The sequence below is a fragment of the Dyella sp. SG609 genome, assembly GCF_012275375.1.
Classification (GTDB): domain Bacteria; phylum Pseudomonadota; class Gammaproteobacteria; order Xanthomonadales; family Rhodanobacteraceae; genus Dyella_D; species Dyella_D marensis.
In genome coordinates this window covers 495,942-515,274 of record NZ_JAAZQJ010000001.1, presented here as the reverse complement: position 1 = coordinate 515,274, position 19,333 = coordinate 495,942, and the positions used below count along the sequence as shown (strand labels likewise).

Annotated in this window: 11 protein-coding genes; 3 read left to right on the top strand and 8 right to left on the bottom strand. The window is 67.6% G+C overall.

Annotation, left to right across the window (positions count from 1 at the left end; translation table 11 throughout):
• Positions 1–20: 20 nt before the first annotated feature.
• Positions 21–788, bottom strand: a complete 768-nt coding sequence (locus FHW85_RS02225; protein ID WP_168647162.1) for a LytTR family DNA-binding domain-containing protein — start codon at positions 786–788, stop codon at positions 21–23.
• The gene (locus FHW85_RS02220) at positions 781–2,025 is read right to left on the bottom strand and encodes a histidine kinase (protein WP_167256808.1); all 1,245 of its coding nucleotides are present in this window, start codon (positions 2,023–2,025) and stop codon (positions 781–783) included. Before FHW85_RS02220 ends, FHW85_RS02225 begins: the two co-directional genes overlap by 8 nt.
• Positions 2,026–2,363: 338 nt before the next feature.
• On the opposite strand from FHW85_RS02220, the gene FHW85_RS02215 reads away from it, so the two are divergent.
• Complete coding sequence (locus tag FHW85_RS02215) at positions 2,364–4,319, top strand: trehalase family glycosidase (protein WP_168647161.1); 1,956 nt, start codon at positions 2,364–2,366, stop codon at positions 4,317–4,319.
• A gap of 526 nt (positions 4,320–4,845) precedes the next feature.
• Here FHW85_RS02215 and FHW85_RS02210 read toward each other — a convergent pair.
• Positions 4,846–5,319, bottom strand: a complete 474-nt coding sequence (locus FHW85_RS02210) for an Lrp/AsnC family transcriptional regulator (RefSeq protein WP_168647160.1) — start codon at positions 5,317–5,319, stop codon at positions 4,846–4,848.
• A 163-nt stretch (positions 5,320–5,482) separates the two neighbouring features.
• Here FHW85_RS02210 and ald point away from each other — a divergent pair, with 163 nt between their 5' ends.
• Both ald and FHW85_RS22160 read left to right on the top strand, forming a co-directional pair.
• On the top strand, positions 5,483–6,601 hold the full coding sequence (gene ald / locus FHW85_RS02205; protein ID WP_167256805.1) for an alanine dehydrogenase: 1,119 nt from the start codon (positions 5,483–5,485) through the stop codon (positions 6,599–6,601).
• 190 nt (positions 6,602–6,791) lie between these two features.
• The gene (locus tag FHW85_RS22160; RefSeq protein WP_210427675.1) at positions 6,792–7,904 is read left to right on the top strand and encodes a YXWGXW repeat-containing protein; all 1,113 of its coding nucleotides are present in this window, start codon (positions 6,792–6,794) and stop codon (positions 7,902–7,904) included.
• Between the two features lie 176 nt (positions 7,905–8,080).
• Here FHW85_RS22160 and FHW85_RS02195 read toward each other — a convergent pair whose 3' ends face one another.
• The 5 genes from FHW85_RS02195 to FHW85_RS02175 all read right to left on the bottom strand — a co-directional run bounded on the left by FHW85_RS02195 (position 8,081) and on the right by FHW85_RS02175 (position 19,260).
• Positions 8,081–10,516, bottom strand: coding sequence for a GH92 family glycosyl hydrolase (locus FHW85_RS02195; RefSeq protein ID WP_167256803.1), 2,436 nt, complete (start codon positions 10,514–10,516; stop codon positions 8,081–8,083).
• Between the two features lie 48 nt (positions 10,517–10,564).
• Complete coding sequence (locus tag FHW85_RS02190) at positions 10,565–11,983, bottom strand: glycoside hydrolase family 125 protein (RefSeq protein ID WP_168647334.1); 1,419 nt, start codon at positions 11,981–11,983, stop codon at positions 10,565–10,567.
• A 26-nt stretch (positions 11,984–12,009) separates the two neighbouring features.
• Positions 12,010–14,661, bottom strand: a complete 2,652-nt coding sequence (locus FHW85_RS02185) for a glycoside hydrolase family 2 protein (protein ID WP_168647159.1) — start codon at positions 14,659–14,661, stop codon at positions 12,010–12,012.
• Between the two features lie 258 nt (positions 14,662–14,919).
• A complete protein-coding gene (locus FHW85_RS02180) occupies positions 14,920–16,272 on the bottom strand; it encodes an alpha-L-fucosidase (RefSeq protein ID WP_167256801.1) in 1,353 nt (450 codons plus the stop codon).
• An 87-nt stretch (positions 16,273–16,359) separates the two neighbouring features.
• On the bottom strand, positions 16,360–19,260 hold the full coding sequence (locus FHW85_RS02175) for a TonB-dependent receptor (protein WP_167256800.1): 2,901 nt from the start codon (positions 19,258–19,260) through the stop codon (positions 16,360–16,362).
• Positions 19,261–19,333: the final 73 nt, after the last annotated feature.

Below are 19,333 nucleotides of genomic sequence, written 5' to 3'. Positions count from 1 at the left end.
CTCTCCTGGGCGGCGCCGCGTCACATGTTGCGGAACAGCAGCATGAAGGGCTGGCTGACCAGCAAGGTCTCCGGACGCTGGCGCAGGCGCAGCGTGCCCTTGCCGCTGTCGTCGCGGATCACGGCCGCCACCGCTTTCAGGTTGACGATGGTGGAGCGGTGGATCTGCTTGAACACGGCCGGATCGAGCAGGCCCAGCAGTTCGCGGATCGGCTTGCGCATCAGCGCCTCGCCTTCGGCGGTCACCACCGTGGTGTATTTGTGGTCGGCGCGGAAATAAGCCACGTCGTCGATCATGATCAGCCGCGTTTCGCGGCCGGCGCTGGCGGTGATCCAGGTCAGCGGTGGCCGCGCCTCGGCGAAGCGGCCGGCATCGAGCTGGCGCACCAGCGCCGCCAGCGCCTCGCCCGCCAGGCCTTCGCCCGCGCTGCGCAGCTTGATCCGCTGCACGGTGGCGGCGAGGCGCTCCGGCGCAATGGGCTTCAACAGGTAATCCACCGCGCCGCGTTCGAACGCATCCACCGCGTATTGATCGTAGGCGGTGACGAACACCACCTGGGTGGCGGGGCTCGCTTCCGCCGCGGCGGCGGCGACTTCCAGGCCGGTGAGGCCGGGCATGCGGATATCCAGGAAGGCAACCTCGGGACGATGCTCGGCGATCGCTTCGAGCGCGGCGGCGCCGTCCTCGCATTCGGCCACGATCTCCAGCTCCGGCCACGCCTGCTCCAGCTGTTCGCACAAGGCCTGGCGCAACAGCGGTTCGTCTTCGGCAACGATGGTTTTAGCCATGGGCCACCGCCTTGGCAGGCACGGTGAGCGTTGCCGCCACGCCGCTGGGGAAGTTGGCGAGAATGGCCAGCGAAGCGGCATTGCCGTAGACCAGCCCTAAGCGTTCGCGCACGTTCTTCAGGCCGATGCCGGTGCCGCTGCCCGCTTCCGAAAAGCCTTGCCCGTCGTCCGCCACGGTAATCGCCACCGCATCGTCCTTGGCGCGGCCGAGCAGCCAGATGGTGCCGCCGCCGGGCTTGGGTTCCAGGCCGTGCTTGACCGCGTTTTCCACCAGGGTCTGCAGCATCATCGGCGGCAGCGGCGTGGCGAGCAGGTCCGGCGCCACGTCGATCTCCAGCTTCAGGCGGTCACCCATGCGGATGCGCAATATCTCCAGATAAGCGCGCGAACGTTCCAGTTCGTCGGCCAGCGTGGACAGCGCATCGCCGGTGCGCGGCAGCGAGTGGCGCAGATAGGCAATGAGGTGGCCGAGCATTTCGTCGGCGCGGGCCGGATCGGTGCGCGTGAGGTATTGCGCGCTGGCCAGCGTGTTGTAGAGAAAGTGCGGTTCCACCTGCGCATGCAGCAGGTTCAGGCGCGCCACGGTGAGTTCCTTCTCGGTGGCGGTCTGCCGCGCCGCGGCCTGTTCGCCGCGGCGGCGCTCGGCTACGCGGCGGGTGATGGCGCGGGTGATGCCTTCGGCGTTCTCCAGGTTGGTGCCGTCGTCGACGCGGAACCAGTCGCTCCACGCGCCGCTGCACGGCTCGCAGATCAGGGTGACGCTGCTGCTGCCGTCGCCAGGCAGCACCGTCGCGAGGATCTGGTTGTCGCGGTGGTTGAACCAGCCGAACAGCGAAAAGCGGCGCGGCTGGCGGTTGCCGTAAGGGTCGATGCGGCGCACCTTGGCACGCAGCTGGAGGCTGTCCGGCGCGCTTTCCACGTTCTCGCTGCGCGGCAGCTCGCGCACCGCCGCATCCAGCAGGCGGAAGGCCTCGCCGGCCTCGAACGGAATCTCGATCTGCCGGCGCTGGCGGCTGCTCAGGCTGCTGCCGTCGGCCCGGCCCATGATCAGCCGCACGCGCCGCACATGCGAGAACGCGCCGGTGATCACCATGCCGAGCAAGGCCATGCATAACAGCACGAAGGGCCAGGCCGGGCCGTGATAACCCTCGCTGATGCCGTTCCACACGATCACGGCAAGCATGAAGGCCAGGAACCAGGCGAGCGCCAGGCGGATGACGAAAAAGAAACTGGTCATGGAAGGCTTTCCCCGGAAGCGATGACGGGGCGGAGCATAGCCGGGGTGCCGGGGATTGGGACTTCGCTTGTGACGGAAGGCCGTGGGCGCCGACGAAACGGGGGGATTGGCGGATGAAGCCAAGCTCGTCATTCCGGCGCAGGCCGGAATCCAGTGGCGGCAGACTGTATACCGGCGAGGCGTCAAAGCGCTCGCCTTTGGGACTCACGGCGAAAGCCGGACGATATCGCTACTGGATTCCGGCCTGCGCCGGAATGACGGCCGTGCATCGAACGGCACAGGACAGCGCACCGTGTTTGCGGCAAAGATCGCCGGCTCCCCGCCACGAGTGCCCACGGATGCGCCGACCGCTGTTCGCCCTGCTGCTGGCCGCCACGCTCGCCCCAGGCGCGCAGGCTGGCGCGCCGGAGCGCTATCTCGACCTGCTGGACTTGCACGGCACGCCCACCTCGGCCACCGACCGCCGCTTCAACCTGTTCTTCGACGCCGGCGCCTGGCACGGCTACAGCCTGCCGGCGCGCGACGAAGGCACCGGCTTCAGCGGACCGTTCGTGCACAGTCTCGACGGCGGGCGCTGGGCGGGGCGGCGCTTCGCGGCGTGGACGCTGGAGAGCAGTGCGGGCAAGCCGATCGCGCTGGCTGCAACGGAAAGCCACGCCGGCCCCGGCTATCTGGAACGCACGCATGCCGGTGGCGGCTTGTCGGTACGCGAAACCTTGTTCTTCGCCGACGCGTGGCATGCCGTCGCGCGCATCGAACTGAGCGCAACCGCAAGCCGCGACCTGCATCTGCAGGTGGAAGGCGAAGCGATGGGCGGCGCGCCGCGCGCGGACGATGGCGGCATCGTGCAGACGCTGGGTCGCCGCTCGTTTCTCGCCACGCGGCTGTTCGCCGGACGCGAGGTGGCGGCGCAGGCGGAAGGGCCGCGCTATCGACTGGAACCGGCCGGCCTGCTGCATGTGGAAGCGGGCAAGCCCGTCGCGCTGTACGTCGAGCAGACCCTGGTGGTCGACAACGCACGCGAACAGCCGCCGCTGGTCGACCACGCCGACGCATGGCGGCGCAACCGCGCACGCTGGGACGGCTACCTCGCCTTCGCCGACAGCGCCCACTTGCCCGGCGTGAGCGACGGCGACGCCCGCCGCGTCGCCGCCAAGGCCGTAGCCACCCTGCTCGCCAACTGGCGCGCCGCACGCGGCGACCTCGGTCACGACGGCGTAATCCCTTCGTATTCCAACCCCGACTTCAACGGCTTCTGGGCCTGGGATTCGTGGAAGCACGCCGCCGCTCTCGCGCGCTTCGCACCGGATCTCGCCCGCGACCAGATCCGCGCCATGTTCGACCGCCAGCGCCCCGACGGCATGGTGCCGGACTGCGTCTACCTGGACACCAAGGACAACAACTGGCGCAACACCAAGCCCCCTCTCGCCACCTGGGCCGTGCTGGCGGTGCACGACGCTACTGCCGACCGCGCCTTCCTCACCGAGATGTACGGCAAGCTCGCCCGCTACCACCGCTGGTGGTGGACCGCCCGCGATCACGACCACGACGGCCTGGCCGAATTCGGCTCCACCGACGGCACCCGCATGGCCGCCGCCTGGGAAAGCGGCATGGACAACGCCGTGCGCTTCGACGGCGCAAAGATGCTGCCGAACGGCCCCGGCGCGTGGTCGCTGGACCAGGCCTCGGTCGACCTCAATGCCTATCTGTATCGCGAAGCCATCGACCTGGCGCGTATCGCCGAAGTGCTCGGCAAGGTGGACGACCACGCCGCGTGGATGAAGGAAGCGGAGCGCATCCAGACCGCGGTGCGCACACGCATGTTCGATCGCGAGCACGGCTATTTCTTCGATATCCACCTGAGCGACCGTTCGCCGGTGCGCGTGTATGGCGCCGAAGGCTGGACGCCGCTATGGGCCGGCCTTGCCGATGCTACGCAGGCGCGTGCGGTGAGCCAGGTGATGCTCGATCCGAAGAAGTTCGCCACGCGCATGCCGTTTCCCACACTGGCGGCGGACGATCCGCACTTCTCGCCGGTCAAGGGTTATTGGCGCGGCCCGGTGTGGCTGGACCAGGCGTATTTCGGCGTGGAAGCGCTGCGGCGTCATGGCTACGCGCAGCAGGCGGATGAGATGGCGCGGCGATTGGTGCTCAATGCACGCGGTTTGACGGCGCAGGCACCGTTTTATGAGAACTACGATCCGTTGACCGGCAACGGCTACCAGTCGCCGAATTTCAGCTGGTCGGCGGCGGCGTATGTGTTGATGCTGACGCCGGCACGGAAAGCGCCGTAAATGCACCTCCAAGCGCACCGTAACGTTGGGGTTCGCCTGCGGCTCACCCCAACCTACGCCTAAGCGCGCCTTTGTAGCTACGTTTCGGCGAGCCCCGGCCCCTCACCCTGCCCTCTCCCCGGAGGGGAGAGGGGTGTAGTGGTGAGGTAGGCAGGAACGAAGAACCAAAGCCGGCCCCAGTCCCTGAACATCCTCTCGGCCACGGCACGTTGAAGCACCCGCTACGTAAACGCACTGCCGTTTCGTGTAGACCCAGGTTAATCCGGTTACCGCAGCCGCCCACCGCTCCTTCTAGTCGCGTCGCGAGCCGTTGCTCTTAGGCCATTCTCTCTTTGGTTACTTTCTCTTTGGGCCAGCAAAGAGAAAGTAACTCGGGCGCCGGCAGGCGTCCGAAATGCCCGCTGCATAAGCGGCCAAGTCGCGACAACCACACCTAGTCGCTACTGGATCCCGGCCTACGCCGGGATGACGAGTAGCGAGGCCCACGCCAGGATGACGAGCAAAGAGTCGCGCCCCGCGAAAAACATCACACCGGCAACGCCGTCGTCCTCTTCACCGTACGCAACGCCAACGTCGACTGCACCCTCACCACCCCAGGCAACTGCGTAAGAATATCCGTATGAATCCGCTCAAAATCCGCGGAATCCGCATACACCACCCTGACCATGTAATCGGCGGCGCCAGCCAACAAACAACACTCCGTCACCTCCGGATGCCGCTGAATCGCCGCCTCGAACGCATCCAGCGCCGCCCGCCCCTGCTGATCCAGCGTCACCAGCACGAACGCCGTCCCGGCCAGCCCCGCGGCCTTCTCATCCAGCAGCATCACGTAGCGCGAAATCAGCCCGCGCTCCTCCAGCAGCTTCACCCGCCGCAGGCAGGCCGAGGGAGAGAGATTGATGCGGGTGGCCAGCTCCAGATTGGTCAGGCGGCCGTCTTCCTGCAGCAGCTTGAGGATGGCGCGGTCGCGGTCGTCGAGGCTTGGATCGAGGCTTGGCATAAATATCCGGACATTTGGCCATTCGTCGAATCAGGTTCGACATCTTAGCGCCAACCCTGCCCAAATGAGCGAGAAATTGCTCATCGCACCGATCATACTGCTGTGCTTCCGGCGCCCGTGCCGGAGCCAGTCGCCACCTCACTCCCAAGAGAGATTCCCAGCCATGCGCATCGGTGTACCGAAAGAGATCAAGAACCACGAATACCGCGTCGGCCTCGTCCCGTCGTCGGTGCAGGAACTGGTACACCACGGGCACGAAGTGCTGATCCAGGCCGGCGCCGGCCTGGGCGCCGGGCTGACCGACGCCGACTACGTCGCCGCCGGCGCCAGGATCGTCGACGGCGCGGACGCGATCTTTGCCGAGGCCGACATGATCGTGAAGGTGAAGGAGCCGCTGGCCGTGGAGCGCAAGAAGCTGCGCAAGGGCCAGATCCTGTTCACCTACCTGCACCTGGCGCCCGATGCCGAGCAGACCCACGACCTGATCGCCTCCGGCGCGGTCTGCATCGCTTATGAAACCGTCACCGCCGCCAATGGCGCGCTGCCGCTGCTGACCCCGATGTCCGAGGTCGCCGGCCGCCTCGCCCCGCAGGTGGGCGCGCATTCGCTGGAGAAGGCCCAGGGCGGCCGCGGCGTGCTGCTCGGCGGCGTGCCGGGCGTGCCGGCGGCGGAAGTGGTGATCCTGGGCGGCGGCGTGTCCGGCACCCATGCGGCCACCATTGCCGTGGGCATGGGCGCCAAGGTCACCGTGGTGGACCGCTCCGCCGACGCGCTCAAGCGCCTGGCCACGCAGTTCGGCACCTCGATCTCCACCGTGTTCTCCACCCGCTCGGCCATCGAGGAACTGGTGCGCCGCGCCGACCTGCTGATCGGCACCGTGCTGGTGCCGGGCGCCGCCGCGCCGAAGCTGGTGACCCACGACATGGTGCGCACCATGAAGCCGGGCTCGGTGATCGTCGACGTGGCGATCGACCAGGGCGGCTGCGTGGAAACCTCGCACGCCACCACCCATTCCGACCCGACCTACGTGGTGGACGGCGTGGTGCACTACTGCGTGGCCAACATGCCGGGCGCCGTGGCGCGCACGTCCACCTTCGCGCTCAACAGCGTGACCCTGCCCTTCACCCTGGCCCTGGCCAACAAGGGCTGGCAGAAGGCGCTGGCCGACGACGCGCACCTGCGCAACGGCCTGAACGTGATCGACGGCAAGGTGGTGTGCGAGCCGGTGGCCCAGGCGCACGGCCTGCCGTATGTGAAGGCGGAGACCGCGCTGGGCCTGTAAGCCGCGCGTTGCACGCAACACCCGAAAGACGGCGCCGCGAGGCGCCGTCTTTTTTTGCGCTGCGCGGCGCTACATGAACGCCCGGCGCGGCGGCGCGGAACCGCCCCTGAACTCCTCCCCCGCAGCGGTCAGCGCGGCGCCTCCCGCGCCGTTCTCATCACCGCAACGACGCCGCTGACGAGGAGTTGCCATGTCCTTCGCATCGAACCGCATTCCGTTCCGCACCCGCCTGTCGCACAGCCTGCTCGGCCTGGCCCTGCTGGCCGGCGGCGCCGCGGCGCTGCCCTCCACCGCGACGGCCGGCGTGTTCGTCTCCGTCAACATTGCCCCGCCGCCGCTGCCGGTCTACGTGCAGCCGCCGATCCCCGCGCCGGGCTATCTGTGGGTGCCGGGCTACTGGGCCTACGACGACGACGGCGGTTATTTCTGGGTGCCGGGCACCTGGGTGGAACCGCCGTACGCCGGCGCGCTGTGGACGCCGGCCTGGTGGGGCTGGAGCGGCGGCGCGTACGTGTTCCATACCGGCTACTGGGGGCCGCGCGTGGGCTTCTACGGCGGCATCAACTACGGCTTCGGCTACACCGGCGTCGGTTATGCCGGCGGCTACTGGAACCGCGACCGCTTCTACTACAACCGCAGCGTCAACAACGTCAGCACGCGCATCACCAACGTCTACAACAAGACGGTGATCAACAACGTCACGGTGAACCGCACCAGCTACAACGGCGGCCCAGGCGGCATCGCCGCGCGCGCCAATGCCCAGGAGCTGCAGGCCGCGCGCATGCAGCACAGCGGGCCGGTGGCGGCGCAGCGCCAGCAGATGAGCATGGCGGCGCAGAACCGCGAGCTGCGCGCGAGTGCGAACCATGGTGCGCCCGCCATCGCAGCGACGCCGCGTGCCGGTGCGTTCGCCGCGCGTGAAGCGATGCCCGCGCATGCGGCGATGGCGCCGGCCAACCTCCAGGCGCACGTGCCGCATGCCGCGCTGCCGTCGGCCTCCTTCGCGCCGCATGCCAACCGTGCGCCGACACCGCAACCGCGTGGCCTCGACATGGCCTCGCCACGGCCGGCGCAGCCGATGCACAACACCGCACCGGCTTATCGCAACGAGGCGCCGCAGCGCGCTTCGTATGCGGGTGAGCGGGAAATGCCGCGCGCGCAGCCGTCACATGCCTATGCGCCGCAGGCGTACCACGCGGCGCCGATGTCGGCTTATCGCCCGCAGCAGGGTGGCGGGCATGCGCAACCGGCGGCGCATGCGCAGGCGCCGCGGGGGCATGAGGAATCGCACGAAAAGCACTGAAGCGCTGAACCCCCTCTCCCCGCTGGGGAGAGGGTTGGGGTGAGGGGGGCCTACGGAGCGATGAAGCAGAAGCGCAAAGCCGAGCGACGCTTCGTAGATATTCTGACGCGAGCACCCGCCCCTCATCTGCCTGCCGGCATCTTCTCCCCGGCGGGGAGAAGAGCTCGAGTTTGAACTTACGCCTTCATCACCGCCCCAAACGACGGCGGCCGATCCCCCGGCGCCGCGCCAAACTGCTTGTTCGGCACCTTCCCCATCTGGAACACCAAGGTACCGCCAGCCGCCAGATCCGCATGCGCGATCCAGCTCTTGCTCCACGGCTTGCCGTTCCACGTGACGGACTGGATATAGGGGCTGTCCGCCGCATTGCCCTTGGCCTCCACCACCAGCTTCTTGCCGGCGATATCCACTTCCGCGCGGTCCAGCACCGGGCTGCCGAATACGTAATGCGTGCTCACCGGGTCCACCGGATACAGGCCCATCGCGCCGAGCACGTACCACGCGCTCATCTGCCCGCAATCCTCGTTGCCGGCCAGGCCGTCGGGGTCGGCGCGGTACATGTCGGTGAGCAGCATGCGCACGCGCGACTGCGTCTTGTAGTGCGCGCCGGTGTAGGCATACAGGTAGGCCATGTGATGCCCCGGCTCGTTGCCGTGCGCGTACTGGCCGACCAGGCCGGCGATATCCGGCGGGGCATCGGCCGGCAGTTCGGAGCTGGTGGTGAACAGTTCGTCCAGCTTGCGCTCGAACGCGGGCTGGCCGCCGAACAGTTCCATGTAGCCGTACAGGTCGTGCTGGTTGAGGAAGGTGGCCTGCCAGGCATTGGACTCGGTGAAGTCGCGCCACTGCTTGCTGTGGCCGATGCTGCGCGGATCGAACGGTTCCAGCCACTGGCCGTTCTCGCCGCGCGGACGCATGAAGGCCACGCTCTTGTCGAACACGTTGCGGTAGTTGCGCGAGCGCTTGCGCAGCGCTTCCGCGTCGTCCTTCGCGCCGGCGGCGTCGGCCAGGTGCGACAGCGCCCAGTCGTCGTAGGCGTATTCCAGCGTCTTGCTGACGGCTTCCCATTCCTTGTCGGCGGGGATGTAGCCGAGCTTGCGGTAATAGGCCAGGCCGCGATAGTCGTCCTCCATCGCGCGCTTGCGGAACAGCGGCCAGGCCTGCTTCGGGTCCACTCCGGCAAAGCCCTTGGCCACCGCCTCGGACACCACCACCGCGGAGTGGTAGCCGATCATGCAACCGGTCTCCACGCCCTGCAGCGGCCATACCGGCGGGCCGTCGGGGCTTTCCGCCGCCATGCGCAGCAGGCCGTTGACCAGGTCGGGCACGCGCTCGGCCTGGAACAGCGTGTACAGCGGATGCGCCGCGCGGTAGGTGTCCCACAGCGAATAGGTGCTGTAGTTGTGGCTGCCCTCGGGCAAGTGGTGGATCTTCAGGTCCATGCCGCGGTAGCGGCCGTCCACGTCGCTGAACAGCGTGGGCGCGAGCATGGTGTGGTACAGCGCGGAGTAGAACACCTTCTTGGTGTCTTCCGATGCGGCATCCACGCGGATGCGGCCCAGTTCCTGCTCCCACGCCGCTTCCGCGGCATGGCGCGCGCCGTCGAAATCCCAGCCCGGCACTTCCGCATCGAGATTGCGCAGCGCGCCGTCGATATCCACGCCGGAAATGCCCACCTTCACCAGCAGCGGCGCCTGCCCCGGCTGCTTGTAGTGCAGCGTGGCCTTCAGATTGGTGCCGCTGGCATCTTTCGCACCGGCCAGCGGCGCATCGTTGTTGTAGAGCACCGCGCTGTCGAACGGACGCGAGACTTTGAGCGCGAAATGGATATAGCGGCCATTCGCCCACTGGTGCACGCGGCGGCTGCCGACCAGGGTGTCCTTGCCGACCAGGCGCAAGCTCGCGTCGCTGACCTTGGTCGGCTTGGCCGGGTCGTCGTGGAAGCCATGCGCGAAGTCGATCAGCAGATGGCCTTCGTCCTTGCCGCGGAAGGTGTAGCGGTGCAGGCCGGCGCGCAGCGTGGCGGTCAGCTCGGCCAGCACGTCGTAATCCTTCAGCTGCACCTGGTAATAGCCGGGATGCGCGTGCTCGGTGGCGACGTCGTAGCGCGAGCGGTAGCCGCGCGTGGCCGGCTGGCCCTGGCGCGACGGCGAGGGCGTATTGGTCGGCGGCACGCCGTCGTAGCGCGAGCGGTAATTGGTGCCGCGGTATTCGCGGTCGCCCGGCTGCAGGCGCACGGGACCGGTGCACGGCATCACCAGCACGTCGAGCATGTCGGCCGCGCCGGTGCCGCTCAGGTGCGTATGCGAGAAGCCCATGATCGAGCCGTCGCCCTGGTGGTAGCCGGACGAGGCGTCCCACTGCGCGTCATAGGTGTCGGGGCTGAGCTGCACCATGCCGAACGGCAGCGACGGTCCGGGAAAAGTATGGCCATGGCCGCCGGTGCCGATAAAGACGTCCACATAGCGCGACACGCCGGTGGCGGCTTCGCCCGCGCCGCCGCCCTTGGCGCCGGCGGCATGCGCCTGGGCGATGCCGTTGAAAGGATCGAGCCGGTTGCCCAGCAGGGCCGCGGCCACTGCGCCTTGCAGGAATCGCCTGCGTGTCACCATGGGGAAAACTCCAGAGGGGGATGGAGGGGGGGGAAAGCAGGATACGCCTCAAGCGCGCAGCAAGGCCGGTTGCCGCTGCGCCAATTCGACGATCAGTTCGCCGAACAGCGTATTGGCCCAGGCAAACCAGGACCGGGTGAAATGCGCCGGATCGTCCTGGTCGAAAGCCTCGTGCATGAAGCCGCTGCCGGCATGCGTGGTCTTCAGCCACTGCAGGCACTGGCGCGTCTGCGCTTCGTCGGTGCTGGTGAAGGCGCGCATCATGATCGACATCGGCCAGATCATGCGCAGGCCTTCATGCGGGCCGCCGACGCCTTCGGCGGCCTTGCCCGAGAAGAAATACGGATTGCGCGTGCTCCACGCCAGCTCGCGCGTGCGGCGATAGCGCGCATCGTCCACCGGACAGCAGCCCAGGTACGCCAGGCTGAGCAGGCCCGGCGCGTTCGCGTCGTCCATGAACAGCTGGTTGCCGTAGCCGTCCACTTCGTAGGCCCAGAACTCCCTGCCCTGCTCGTCGCGCATCACGCCGTACTTTTCGGCGGCCTGCTGCACTTCGTCGGCCAGCGCCTTGCACTCCTGCGCAAAGGCCGCATCGTTGAACAGGCTCTGCGTCATCGCGCCCAGCTCGCGCAGCACGTGCACGGCGAACAGATTGGCGGGAATGAACAGCGGATACAGACAGGCGTCGTCGGAGGGACGGAACATCGAATGGATCAGCCCCACCGGCCTGGCCGGGCTGCCGTAGCCGCCCAGGAACAGGCTTTCGGTGGGAATCAGCGACTGCCGCTGGAAACGGTACGGCCCCGGGCCGTCCTTGCGCTGCTGCTCGCGGAAGGTCTGCACCACCAGCCGCATCGCGGCGCGCCAGTCGTCGTCGAAGGGTTCGCGGTCGCCGGTGGCTTTCCAGTACGCCGTGGCCAGGCGCACCGGATAGCACAGCGAATCGATTTCCCATTTGCGCTCGGCCACGCCGGGGCGCATGTCGGTGACGTCGTGCTGCGCCCAGTCCAGGTTGGTCTTGGCGGTGGGATCGGGCAGGAAGGCGTTGGCGTATGGATCGATCGCGATGCATACGGCCTGGCGGCGGATCAGGCCGCGGAACAGCCGGCGCAGATCGGCGTCCTGCTTCGCCAGCGGCACGTAGGGCCACACCTGCGCCGACGAGTCGCGCAGCCACATCGCGTCGATATCGCCGGTGACCACGAAGGTGTCCGGCTTGCCGCGCAGCGTGCCCAGCTCCACCGTGGTGTCGAGCGTGTTGGGATAGCAGTTCTCGAACAGCCAGGCCAGTTCCGGATCGGCGATCCTGGCCTTGGTGCGCGCGATCACCTGCTCCACCGCCTTGCTGGTGAACTTGCGCCTGGCCAGCGGCGGACGCTTGCTGACGAAACCGCCGGCGGCGGCGCGCGCAGTGGACATCAGGCCCGGGCCGCCGACCGCGGCGGCGCCGAGCGCGAACGACATCATCTTCAATACATCGCGGCGGTTGGCATTCACGGCTTGGCGTCTCCCTTGGTGGCGCCGGCCAGCGAGCGCACGTGCAGCGCGCCGCGCAGGGCATCGATGCCGGCTTCGCTGGTGATGCGCAGTTCGCGCGTCTCGCCGGGCAGCAGGTCGAAGGCGTTGTCTTCCGGCGCGGCGTCGAGCGTGCCGAAATCCACCCACACTTCGCGTGCCAGGCGCCTCGCGCTGACCACCAGCAGGCCGCCCTGCCCGTTGTCGCGCAGCTCGGCCTTCAGGTCCGGATCCGGCAGTTTCAGTTCGATCGGCGGCTTGGCGAACAGCAGGTGGCGCGACAGCAGCCGGCCCTTGTCGTCCACCAGTTCGTACACGGCGAAGCTGCCGGCGGGGTCCGCCTTGCGCAGCAGTTCGGCGTCGGTGGGGCTGGCCACCTTGGCACTGGCCAAGGGCGCCACCTTGAGCGCCTGCTTGCTCTCGCGCAGCACCCTGCCGTCCATGCTCATCACGCGGCTGCGCAAGGTGGCCTGGAACGGCTCGGTGCGATCGGAGACCACGAACACGTCGCTACGCCCGTCGTTATGGACGGCCACCACGCGCACCGGCGCATAGAAGCGGCGGGCGTGGAACTGCAGCGCCTTCCAGCGGCCGAAGTAATCCACGCTGGACCAGGACGCACCCGGCCATACATCGTTCAACTGCCAATACAGCGAACCCATCGCCTGCGGCCGCACGCTGCGCAGATGCTCGGCGGCCAGCTCGATACCCTCGGCCTGCATCACCTGGCTCAGGTACACGAACGATTCGAAATCCTTCGGCTCGCCGTAATACTTGCGGATATACAGCAGCAGGCGGTCGTTGCCGTCGCCGTTGGCGAACTTCTGGTGCGCGCGCATCACCGGCGAGTTCGGCTCCAGGTCGCGCTCTTCGGCGAAAGCGCGCACGGTGGCCATCACCGGGAAGGACTGCAGGCCGTACTCGGACTGGAAGCGCGGCGTTTCGCTCAAGTAATGCTCGATCGGCTTGGAACCGGACCACACGCTCCACGAATGGTAGTCGCCGTCGGTGAGCTGGTTGGCCGGGCCTTCGTAGTCGGTGCTGGGCGAGCTGGCCCAGTACGGCACGTCGGGCGCGTTCTCGCGCACCACGCTGCGCAGGGTCTCGCCGAACAGCGCCTTCATGCCGCTTTCGATGCGCGCCAGTTCGTCCGGCGCCAGCGAGGCCTTGAACTTCTTGCGGTCGTCCCAGGCTTCCCAGCCGGTCTGCACTTCGTTGTTGCCGCACCAGAGCACGATGCTGGGGTGGTCGCGCAGGCGGCGCACCTGCTCCACCGCCTCGATGCGCGTGTTCTCGCGGAAGGCTTCGTCGTAGGGCGGGATGGCGCCGCCGAACATAAAGTCCTGCCAGATCATCAGGCCCAGCCGGTCGGCTTCCTCGTAGAACGCATCGCTCTGGTAATGCCCGCCGCCCCACATGCGCAGCATGTTCATGTTGGCGTCGCGCGCGGAGCGCAGGATCTGCGCCATGCGCTCGGGCGTGGCGCGGTTGGGGAAGCTGTCGAACGGAATCAGGTTGGCGCCCTTGGCGAAGACCGGCACGCCGTTGACCACGAAGGCGAAGCCGCGGCCCCACTGGTCCTTGTCGCGGCGCAGCTCGACGCTGCGCAGGCCGGTGGCGCGGCTGGCGGCGGCCAGGGTGGCGCCGTCGCGACTCAGGGCGACCTCGAAGCGGTACATGTCCTGCGCGCCGTAGCCGACCGGCCACCAGCGGCGCGGATGCTCGATGCGGATCGGCAGGCTGAGCGCGTTGTCGCCCTTGCGCAGTTCGACGTCCTGGCTGGCCTGCTGGCGGCTGCCGTCGGGGTCGGACCAGCTCACGGTGAGTTTCGCCTTGCCGGCCTGGTCGGCCTGCACGTTCGCTTCCGCGTGCAGTTCGGCCACGTCGGCGTCGACGTGCTGCTGGGCGATGTGGACATCGCTCATGCGCACGTCGTCCCAGCTTTCCAGCCGCACCGGCTGCCAGATGCCGAGGGTGACGTAGCGCGGGCCCCAGTCCCAGCCGTACTGGTAGTTGGCCTTGCGGATGTAGTTGGCGCTCTGCTTGCCCTTGGGCTCGTCGCCGAAGGCCGAATCGAACTCGCCAGGCAGCGCATACGGCTGCTTGAGCAGCCACGGCTGCAGGCGCGCGATCGGCGAATGCAGGTGCACTTCGAGCTTGTTCTCGCCGGAGCGCAGTACGCCCTTCACCGGCACGCGCCAGCGGCGGAACATGTTGTCGGCGGCGACCAGCTTGCGGCCGTTGAGGGTGACGTCGGCATAGGTGTCGAGCCCGTCGAACACCAGCTCCACATGGCCCCGCTTGAGCGTGGCCGGGTCGGCCTTGAAGCCCAGCCGGTAATCCCAGTCGGCCAGGCCGATCCACTGCAGGCGCGCCTCGTTGTCGCGATAGAACGGATCGGTGATGACGCCGGCCTTGAGCAGGTCGGTCTGCACGCTGCCCGGTACTTCGGCGGCGCGCCATTCGGCGGCTTCGGGGTGGGCCTTGGCCTCGGCCGATTTCGGCGCGATGTGGAATTGCCAACCCTGGGCGAGGGACTGTGCGCTCAGCTGCGCGGCGGCGGCGGGGCCGGTCAGAAGCAGCGACACCGCCAAGGCGGACCAGTAGGGGAACGTTGCGCTTCTCTGCATGAAAAGTTCCGATGTAGTCGTCAGTTTTCGATCTGGAATCCTTCTCCCCGTTCACCCATTTGTGCACGGGGAGAAGGTGGCGGCAGCCGGATGAGGGTACGGCCGGAGCGGCGCACATCACTCTTGCGCTCCGCCCGTACCCTCACCCCAGCCCCTCTCCCGGAGGGAGAGGGGCTAAAGCACCGGAGCGGTGCGCTTCACGCTTGCGCTCCGGCCGGCCCCTCACCCCAACCCTCTCCCCGGAGGGGAGAGGGGGTTTTAGTGCCGGGCGTCGAACACCTGGAATTCGCGGATGCGCGCGACGCCCGCGCTGGACAGGATATGCAACCGTACCTTCTGTGCCGTGACCGGCGCAAAGGTATCGATCTTCTTATGTCCGATCGCCTCGGCCCGCGCCACCGCCTTCCAGGCCTGGCCGTCCCAGATTTCCACCGCATAGCGGCGCACCGCCTGCCCTTCGTCCAGCCACTCCATCGCCAGCGTGCGGTCGAAGGTCACCGGCTTGCCGAAGTCCACTTCCAGCGTGGCGCTGCGCGCGTCGGCGGGGGCGGACCAGAAGCTGTCGCGGTTGCCGTCGAGCGCGCGCTCGGTATTCTCGTCGGTCTTCGCATGCTTGCGCGCCAGGTTGGCGGCGTCGCCGTAGCGCGCTTCCACCGCCTTGCCGAACTCTTCCAGCCGCTTGACGTCCGCTTGCGGCAGCAGGCCGTGATTGTCCGGCGCGATGCCGAGCATCAGCTGGCCGCCGCGGCCCACGCTGCTCTCCCAGATGTCCATCAGCTCGGGCACGCTCTTGAGCGAGGCCTCGTCGTTGGGGTGCCAGAACCAGTGCAGCTTGTGCAGCGGCGTGTCCACTTCCACCGGGCGCCAGCGCTCGTAGCCGTGGCGGTCGATCACGTTCCAGTTCTCGTAGCGGATATGGCCGTCTTCCTGGCCCACCCAGCGCGCGTCGCCGTATTCGAACAGCGCCATGTCGGCGAATACCACCGCATTGGGCTGGTAGGTGCGCAGCTCCTCGATATAGCGCTTGAAATCGTAGACGTGGCCGGCGCTGCCGGCGCCGTCCAGCCACCACTCGGCGAGCATGCCGTAGTTCTGCACCAGCTCGCCCAGCTGGGCCACGTAGTAGTTGTCGTAGGCCTTGGAGTCGGCATAGCGCGGCTCGTGGCGGTCCCAAGGCGACAGATAGATGCCGAACTCCAGCCCTTCCTTGGCGGCGGCGTCCGAGGCCAGCTTCACCAGGTCGCCCTTGCCGCCCATCCACGGGCTGCTCTTCACCGAGTAGTTGCTCTGCCCGGTGGGCCACAGCGCGAAACCGTCGTGGTGCTTGGCCACCATCACCATGTAGGTGGCGCCGGCCGCGCGGCTGGCGCGCGCCCACTGCACGGGGTCCACCTTGTCCGGATTGAATACCTTCGGGTCGGCCTTGCCGTCGCCCCATTCGCGGTCGAGGAAGGTGTTGGTGCCGAAGTGCACGATCACGCCGAACTCCAGGTCCTGCCAGTGCGACTGCTGCGGCGAGGGAGTGAGGCCGGCGGCGTTCTGCGCGTGGGCGGTGAAGGCCAGGCCCGCGCCGAGCGCAAGGCAGAGGAGACGTTGCGACCACTTCGACATGTGTTGTTCCTGCTTATGTTGTGAGTTACCCGGCCGGGGCAGCCGGACCAACCGGCGGGGCGCCAGCCGGCGCCCCGCCTTCTTGCCTTAGTCGAGTTTGTATTCCACCTGCAGCGAGATCTCGCGGCCGTTGTAGTTGGCGCCCTGCAGCGTCGGGATGAACTCGAAGCCGCCCGCGTAGTACGGGATCTTGCCGACCTTGTCGAACAGATTGGTGACGGTCAGGCCGAGCCGCAGCTTCTCGTCGAAGCGGTAGCCCACGGTGCTGCTGAAGGTCACCCACGGCGAGGTGTAGGCGTGGTAGACCACGCAGGACGGATCGCCCAGCGACGGCGTGATGCCGTTGGCCAGCACCTCGCAACCGCCGTAGTGCGGCGCGCGCACGCCGCCCTGGCGTTCGCCGTACACGGTCACGTCCCACGGGCCGTTCAGCCAGTTCAGGGTGGCGCGGGTGCGCGTGGCGACGCGGTCGTAGCGGGTGTTGAGCAGCGGATCGCTGGCGTACTTGCGCAGCTTGTACGAGAGGTTGTCGGTCCAGTCCAGCGAGAAGTTGAACGCGCCCCAGTTCTGGGTCTTCCAGCGATAGCTGACGTTGGCGTCCACGCCGCTGACGTACAGCTTGTTCTGGTTGATCGGACCGGTGTAGACGGCGGTGATGTTGCCCTGCCCGTCGCGGATCACGTTGGCGATGATCTGCTTGCAGTACTCCGAACCCTGCGGATGCAGGGTGTACGGCGCGCCGCCCACCTGCAGGCCGGTGCGGCAGCCCGCCTCGTCCTTCAGCACGTCGTCCTCGCCGACGTTGTCGATGGCGTTGTCGATGCCCATGTGCCAGTAGTCGGCGGAGATCGACAGGCCCTCGACCCAGTTGACGTCCCACACGAAGCCATAGGTCCAGGCATGGCCTTCTTCCGGCAGCAGGTTCTGGCCGCCGGCGGCGTGCAAGGTGTAGTAGGTGGTGTGCTGGATGGCCGGACAGACCGCCTGGTTGGCGGCGATGCACTGGTAGTAGTCGGAGTAGATGCCCTTGGTCGACAGCGAGTCCTGCTTGTACAGGTACTGCATGTCCGGCGCGTGGAAGTTGGTGCCGTAGGTGCCGCGCAGCAGCAGGCCGGCCACCGGGCGCCACTCGATCGCCGTGCCCCAGGTGCGGGCGATGTCGGCATCGCTGGCGTCGCGGTACTTGTCCAGGCGGCCGGACAGGCTCCAGGTCAGCGTGTCCGACAGCGGCACGCGGAACTCGGTACCCGCCGACAGGCGCATGCGGGTGCCGCCGCCGGCGTTGTAGTCCTGGAAGGGGTCGCCGAAGGTGGTGGTGTTGCCGCGCGCATCGGGCGTCAGCTTGTAGCCCTGGTGGTTGGCTTCCAGCACGCCGGCGAAGCCGACCGGGCCGGCCCAGGTGTTGAACAGGTCGCCGGTGAGGTTCAGCGAGGCCTGGTCCATCCACGACACCGCGGTGTTCTGGCCGGTCACGGCGAACGTGCGGTAGTCGGCCGTGGAGATCGGATTCCAGAAGCGCTGCTGGTTGATCGTGTAGACCGGATACTCCTCGCCGCCCACCGTGGTGGTGCCCTGCTGCGGGCCGAAGAAGTAATTGAACATGCCCTGCTCGTTCAGGCCGGTGTAGCTCTCGCGCACGATGTACTTGGCGTGGCCGACGTTCAAGTCCCAGTTGAAGCGGTTGTCGAACAAGGTGCCGCGCAGGCCGGCATGGATGTCCCAGTTCTTTTCGTCGTCGTGGGTATTGCCGTAGCCGCCCATTTCGCCCGGCGTGAGCTGGCGGAAATAGTTGGTGATCACCTGGCCCGTGCCCTGGTCGTAGAACGAACCGGGGATGCCGCCCATCGGATACAGGAACGGCAGCTCGGTGTTGGACACGCCGTGGGTTTCCCAATAGCCCACCGAGCCGTAGGCCTGCAGGCCGCCGCCGAAGTCGTAGGTGCCGGACACGTAGGCGTCGCGGTCGTCGCGGCCTGGCGTCAGCACCCAGTTGCCGAACAGGTCGTTCTGCGCGCAGTAGCTGCCGAGGTCGGTGATGTTGGTGGGATCGACCGTGTTGCCGTTGGTCGCCACCGTCTGCTTGTGGTACTGGCTGAAGTTGTTCTTGAAGCCGCGCTGGTTGCAGGCGCCGGCCGGCGGCGTGATGTAGTTGCCGTTGCCGTCGGCCAGCATCAGGCCGGTGTAGCGCGGGTAGCCGAACATGCGCGCGTTCTGGTCCCAGGCGCCGTAGCCGGCGTCGGCGTCCGAATCGGTGTAGCGGCGGTCGCGGCCCCACAGCGGCGTGCGGTGGCTGCGCTGCAGGTTGTACACCACGCTCCAGTTGTCGCCCGAACGGCCGCCGACGAAGTTGATGTCGCCGAAGTCGCGTCCGCCGCGGGTGGAACTGCCGACCTGCACCTTGATGTCGTCACCCTGGTAGTTCTTCTTCAGGATGATGTTGACCACGCCGGCGATGGCGTCCGAGCCGTAGATCGCCGAGGCGCCGGTGGCCAGCACCTCGATGCGGTCGATCATGCCGGTGGGGATGTTGTTGTAGTTCTGGAAGTTGGTCTTGCCGTTGGCCGGCATCGGGTAATCGGTGACGCGGTGGCCGTCGATCAGCAGCAGGCTGCGGTTGGAACCCATGTTGCGCAGGTTGAGCTGGCGCGCGTTGACCGAGGTGCTGCCCCAGCTCGGCGGCGTTTCGGCGATGCCGGCCTGGGTGATCGAGTTCATCACCTCGAACACGGTGTTGAAGCCCTGCTTCTGGATGTCCTCGCCCTTGATGATGTTGACCGGCGCCGGTCCTTCCACTTCGGCGCGCGCGATGCGCGAACCGGTGACCACGACCTTGTCCAGCGTCTTGGCCTTCTTTTCCCCTTGCGCGGCCTGGTCCTGCGACTGGGCCTGGTTGGTGCCGGCGTCCTGCGCGTGCAGCGCGAACGTGGGCAGCAGCACCAGCGCGAGTGCGCTGGCGAGTCTGTGACGGCGTAGTGCGATGTGCGACATGGTTTAACTCCTCCCCGTTAGATGGATGCCTTCCCCCGAAGGCGTGGGCACAGCTTGTTGCTCCTGTTGCCCG

Excerpts from the sequence above, each read along its gene's own strand:
- FHW85_RS02175 (WP_167256800.1), bottom strand. The coding sequence starts at position 19,260 with ATGTCGCACATCGCACTACGCCGTCACAGACTCGCCAGCGCACTCGCG.
- FHW85_RS02215 (WP_168647161.1), top strand. The coding sequence starts at position 2,364 with ATGCGCCGACCGCTGTTCGCCCTGCTGCTGGCCGCCACGCTCGCCCCA.
- FHW85_RS02210 (WP_168647160.1), bottom strand. The coding sequence starts at position 5,319 with ATGCCAAGCCTCGATCCAAGCCTCGACGACCGCGACCGCGCCATCCTC.
- FHW85_RS02185 (WP_168647159.1), bottom strand. The coding sequence starts at position 14,661 with ATGCAGAGAAGCGCAACGTTCCCCTACTGGTCCGCCTTGGCGGTGTCG.
- FHW85_RS02180 (WP_167256801.1), bottom strand. The coding sequence starts at position 16,272 with ATGTCGAAGTGGTCGCAACGTCTCCTCTGCCTTGCGCTCGGCGCGGGC.
- ald (WP_167256805.1), top strand. The coding sequence starts at position 5,483 with ATGCGCATCGGTGTACCGAAAGAGATCAAGAACCACGAATACCGCGTC.
- FHW85_RS02190 (WP_168647334.1), bottom strand. The coding sequence starts at position 11,983 with ATGATGTCGTTCGCGCTCGGCGCCGCCGCGGTCGGCGGCCCGGGCCTG.
- FHW85_RS02195 (WP_167256803.1), bottom strand. The coding sequence starts at position 10,516 with ATGGTGACACGCAGGCGATTCCTGCAAGGCGCAGTGGCCGCGGCCCTG.
- FHW85_RS02220 (WP_167256808.1), bottom strand. The coding sequence starts at position 2,025 with ATGACCAGTTTCTTTTTCGTCATCCGCCTGGCGCTCGCCTGGTTCCTG.
- FHW85_RS02225 (WP_168647162.1), bottom strand. The coding sequence starts at position 788 with ATGGCTAAAACCATCGTTGCCGAAGACGAACCGCTGTTGCGCCAGGCC.
- FHW85_RS22160 (WP_210427675.1), top strand. The coding sequence starts at position 6,792 with ATGTCCTTCGCATCGAACCGCATTCCGTTCCGCACCCGCCTGTCGCAC.